This window comes from Escherichia sp. E4930 (assembly GCF_005845405.1).
GTDB lineage: Bacteria > Pseudomonadota > Gammaproteobacteria > Enterobacterales > Enterobacteriaceae > Escherichia.
Genome location: NZ_VCDZ01000053.1, coordinates 1 through 4,886, shown reverse-complemented (window position 1 = coordinate 4,886; position 4,886 = coordinate 1). Strand labels below are relative to the sequence as shown.

Sequence of the window (4,886 nt, the reverse complement as noted above, 5' to 3'; positions counted from 1 at the left end):
GATTCTGTTCTGGAAGCTCCTTTGTATTCTCATTCACTAGCATAGAGAAAAACAGATTCACAAGCCGTGAGTGAGTAATTAATGCATCAGGAGTCAGCCCAAGATATATCGACATAGGCTTTTTCCTGACCATTCGCACATCAAAATCACTTGCATCAGTAGCTGCTGCTGTGATTGGGTTCTTAAAAATACTCAATGGAGACGAGAAGTTGGTAATAATACTTCCTTGTGTCTTCTCCGGCGCTGCCATAAATTCACGAAACAGACTCTTTGTTTCATCACTCAGGTATTCTTTCTGATCTATTTCCGTACCCATCCAGGCTGATAGTTTCTGACCACTTTCAGGGACAGAGAGTTTCATAATAGCCGACATGGAAACAAGAACATCAGGTACATCAGCAACACCCTTTTTCTTTTGCTGAAGATGGAATCGTTCCTTATCCAGAAGATATAAAGCAAGCCCACAAAAGAGCTTCCGTGCAGAATCAGACCAGATAGGATCATCACTTGCCGGAATCAACATAGCGGCAATTTTTTCCAAATCTCCAGAACGCTGAATATCAGAACGATTAACGCAGTCCAGAGGATTCCAGCGGTGTGATCTGATATTACCTTTTTTCGCCTCCTGCTGGTTTTCTGCATACCCCGCAGGGGCAAACAGAAAACATTCCTGCCCTAACACATTCTGTCTGTATCCGGCAGACAAAAACCAGTTTTCAAGTTTTATATCAAGAACAACCATCGAATCCGGGTAATTCACACAGTTAGGTATAACAATACCAACACCTTTACCAGAACGCGTAGGAGCATAAAGGATTAAAAACTGTTGCCCGAAGAAATATATATATTTGTTTTTAAACCTTCCTTTAAACTGTTTACCAATAAGAATAGGTGGAAAGCAGTATGGTTTACTGTTCTTTAATCTTGCTTCTTTCAACTCTTTATCTGTTGGGAAAAAGGTCGATTTAGCCAGGTCCATATCAGTAGCAAGACGAGCATTGCCATAAATAACTTTTTTTGGCATCAGTCCGACTATGACAATAACAACAAAACCAATAAATATTGCACATGGTGCAGCAAATCCAGCCCATGTAATTGCGACCAATTTTTTATATTCAGGTTTTCCGCTAAATTGTGTAATGACATTATTAAATGTATTCCATTGCAACATGTCAATACTCAATCCTGAATATTTTAATGCTGCATATCCCCCAAGATAATTACCGCCAATAAGACAAGCAACGAGAATAAGCAACAAAAAAACCACTAATATGATTTTTTTCTTCATAGATACCCCTACATGTAAAGCATGTATAATATTTAATCACCTGAAATAATTTACATTGTGCTAAGTAGACGATTTTTTTCTTCGGGGTCGTAATATAGTTCCGTCATATATGTATGGTTAAAAAATAATATGACATCTATAGATGTCTTAATCGTTCTCATAATCAAATCCATATCAACTGTCATACCAACAGATGATTGTTTAACAATGCTCGCCAGCCGCGAGAACGACGCATAAGTATTGTTAGCATGGATCGTACTTATTGAGCCTTCATGCCCTGTGTTAAGAGCTTCAAGATAACTCCATGCTTCATCCCCCCTTAACTCAGCCAGAAAGATATGATCTGGTTTAAGGCGCATACAGGCTTCAATAATCGACTTGGCATCCACAATTCCCTTTTTATAAAACAGGTGAATATGGTTTGGATGATTCGGGAGCGTCATCTCGTGGACATCTTCAATTGTTGCATAGCGCCGTTCAGGAGGAAACAAATCCGCAATGGCTTTACCTACTGTTGTTTTGCCGGAACCAGTACCACCAACAATCAGGAAATTCAGGCGATCATTGACCGCCTCACGAATAAATTTAGCAATACTTGCGGCATCACCCTTACGCGATAACTCGAATAAATATTTCTGCCGCTCAGTTAACACTGCTGTGTGTTTTTTAGCAATTTTAACTCGGTCAAAACGCCCTGAATTAACGTAATCATCAAGTGAAAAACGCGTTAGTGATGGTTTACGAATTGAGAGAACAACACAATTATCCTCGGTTGCAGGAGGAACGATAATCTGACCACGTTCACCACCAGGAAGAACAACCGACGCAATCGGGTTATGTGGTTTCAGGGCATCTTCCAGCCCACTTATGTTACACAGCGCATAGGCCAGCCCCATTAATGCCTTATAACTGACCTTATCTGTATCACGAAAGCACCAACCATCACGACCTTCAAACCATATCCTGCCAGGCTGATTTACGGCGATTTCGGTAACATCATCCATATCCAGTAATTCCTGAATCCCTGTTTGCATCAGAAATTGACGAGCGATAATATGTTCTTCACTCATTACTGCACTCCGTAAACCTCAGAAAAGTCAATATTCCTCGGAACAATCACTGATAAAACGGTTCCTTGATTAATATATGCAGTTGGAGGAATATTAATCGTGTTCTCAAGTGTTGTTTTAGCCAACTCCTGCGCCGTATCAGATGTATTATCATAGGTAATATTGCTGTTATTCCCCGATTTTTGTGTGGTATTTTTCAGAATATCCATACCATCACCAAGCAATGACAACATAATCGCACCTGAATATCTCTGGAATATATGATTATCAATCCAGGCTGGCAGGCCAGATGCACCAAGTCCATCAGTGCCAAGAGCACCAATTTTTACGTTAACATTGCCATCTTTTAAATTAGTCCAGTTAACAAATACACGAGCCACTCCTTGCGTCATGACTTTATTCTGCTCTCCCATCAGCATAGCGCCACGGCGAGCCAGTAATGTTTCACCATTATCTGAATAGAGATCTTTAGTCAGTTGGCACAACGTTATTCCAGGGTAGGACGTAACTATTTTTGTTTGTAAAACGCATGAAAGCGAAGTACCCGCAGCCAGCAAAAAACGTCTGTTACTGGCAAAACTCACTGTACCATCAGCATAAGTTTCCCCTTGCAGAGAATCCTTCTCTTTTTCCGAACGTTTATCCTCATTTCTGGTTTCAATTTTAACCAGAGTATCTCCTGTAATCTGACGTTCAGCCTTAGTCAGTGGCCTTTCTTTCTCCTGTCCATTGCCAGACTGCGATGAAGAATGGCTGCTGGATTGCCCCTGCATCGCCATTGCTTGCATAGTGCTATCATTATCAGAATTTATTTCTGTTTTTTGTTTCTTTTCTTTTTCTGCCTGTTCTTCCCGTTGCTTGCGTTCAGTTTCCTCACGCTGCTTATTCTGCATGATTGTTTTCATCACAGAATTAAGGCTTGCCCCATCCTGAGAATTAGATATTAACGTCTCGTTTTTTGGTTCAAGGCCAGTTTGCTCCACCTCCTTCGAGGGAAGCATTTTAATAATCATGGCAGCGACAACAAAAATACCAAAGATACTTGCCAGCAAGATAAATATCTTCTTGGAGGATTTCTTTGATTTAACCTCGATAACACCACGATTACCCACATCATTATTGCTGCGGCTTTCATTTTTCATAATTAAATTTCTCCACCCTCACCTTTCCATTTGTAGTGCCTTTTTTATTCCACATTTTAGGAACCGTCGAAGATGTTCTTACATTAACAACTTGATCGCCTATTCTCAGGCGGAAATTATCAGACACTTCATGTAATACCATTGTGTTATTTTCCATATGCTTATTAACAAGGTTTTCATTGCCATCAGCATCAACACGATAAGGTACGGGTAAATCCTGTTTACTGTTCCAGCGCATACAGGTAAAAGTACCATCGTCCCAGACCTGGTAAGGGAAAATGCTCTTACTCCCCTTTAATTGATAGTGTCCATTAATTACACCACCATCAGTGCAGGGATATTTTTTCTCCGTAAATACTTTGGCTGTTACAGGTTTAGGATAGTCATATCGCAAAACGTATGTCGGATTACTGGACACTTCCGTAAGGTACAATGAGTACGTGTGTTTATCCGTTACAATAGTAACGTTCGTGCTTGGATTGTCTTCTACTGCCGGACGAAAGAAGACTGTATGTTCACGAACGGACACCTTCCATGCAGCAGGATCACCCAGGCCAACATCTTTAATCGTTTCATCTTTGGCGATTTGAACTACCGAAACAGCACCTTTTTTTACTCTGACATTAACAACATCGTTTTCATTAAAAACAACACTCTGAATCCTGGAGTCAAATGCTGACCCCTGACCATATGTTGCCGCAATTGTTGCCGGAGATGCACAAACAGCCAGTAAAGATAAGCAACCGATAAGACCCGACTTTTTAATCATTTAATAGCCTCCGCGTCTACACGATAGCTGACAGCTTCAAATCCGAGAGGATTAATAAGCCGTTGTTCTTCCGTCTTCACATCTTTATTAAAATCAAAAGCGACCGTTGCAATCCAGTCTGTAACTCTGTATTCGGGAGCCAAAGAGCCGGAAGAGTCCAGAATCATTTTTGAGAATCTGACCTGCGCAACATCAGGCTTCAGTAAAGTGACGGACTTAATTTTCGTTTTAATCTTATAACTGTCTTTCAGTACATTCAGCGGCGAGTTATCCGCACGAATAGCTGTATTGTACTGTGAGAACACTTTGTTATTAGACATGACATTTACCGTATCCAGCATTTCCTGGATAGTCTGCCAGTCGTATGACTCATAGTTAATAACAAACTTCGCAAGATTATATTTTGTTTCTGCCTCCTGATAGGTTTGCTTTGCTCCTGATAATTGCGGTGCAATATCTGTATAGCCCGTATTGTTATCCACACGAATAACAAAAGGAACGGCAGTCTTTAACGGAGACAAAAAAGCGATGGCTGCTGCAAGAGCAATATTGGAAATCAACAGCACAACAGCAATTCGCGTAATAAACTTAGCTTTACCCTGGACAGTTGCTATTTC

The 4,886-nt window shown here is 40.6% G+C and carries 5 protein-coding genes; all 5 read right to left on the bottom strand.

Going from position 1 to position 4,886, the window contains the following annotated elements; all coding sequences use genetic code 11:
• Window positions 1-1,288 (bottom strand): type IV secretory system conjugative DNA transfer family protein (locus tag FFT88_RS24670; protein WP_135406009.1); only part of this gene is annotated, 1,288 nt, incomplete at its 3' end.
• A 50-nt stretch (window positions 1,289-1,338) separates the two neighbouring features.
• The gene (gene virB11 / locus FFT88_RS24665; RefSeq protein WP_135406008.1) at window positions 1,339-2,358 is read right to left on the bottom strand and encodes a P-type DNA transfer ATPase VirB11; all 1,020 of its coding nucleotides are present in this window, start codon (window positions 2,356-2,358) and stop codon (window positions 1,339-1,341) included.
• The gene (locus FFT88_RS24660; protein ID WP_000787412.1) at window positions 2,358-3,500 is read right to left on the bottom strand and encodes a TrbI/VirB10 family protein; all 1,143 of its coding nucleotides are present in this window, start codon (window positions 3,498-3,500) and stop codon (window positions 2,358-2,360) included. The genes virB11 and FFT88_RS24660 overlap by 1 nt, the downstream gene beginning before the upstream one ends.
• On the bottom strand, window positions 3,490-4,269 hold the full coding sequence (locus FFT88_RS24655) for a TrbG/VirB9 family P-type conjugative transfer protein (protein ID WP_135406007.1): 780 nt from the start codon (window positions 4,267-4,269) through the stop codon (window positions 3,490-3,492). The genes FFT88_RS24660 and FFT88_RS24655 overlap by 11 nt, the downstream gene beginning before the upstream one ends.
• On the bottom strand, window positions 4,266-4,886 hold a 621-nt coding region (locus FFT88_RS24650), incomplete at its 5' end, for a type IV secretion system protein (protein WP_171026939.1). The genes FFT88_RS24650 and FFT88_RS24655, both read right to left, overlap by 4 nt.

What these genes read in the sequence shown, in the direction of transcription:
- FFT88_RS24660 (WP_000787412.1), bottom strand. Translation starts at nt 3,500, where the DNA reads ATGAAAAATGAAAGCCGCAGCAATAATGATGTGGGTAATCGTGGTGTT.
- virB11 (WP_135406008.1), bottom strand. Translation starts at nt 2,358, where the DNA reads ATGAGTGAAGAACATATTATCGCTCGTCAATTTCTGATGCAAACAGGG.
- FFT88_RS24655 (WP_135406007.1), bottom strand. Translation starts at nt 4,269, where the DNA reads ATGATTAAAAAGTCGGGTCTTATCGGTTGCTTATCTTTACTGGCTGTT.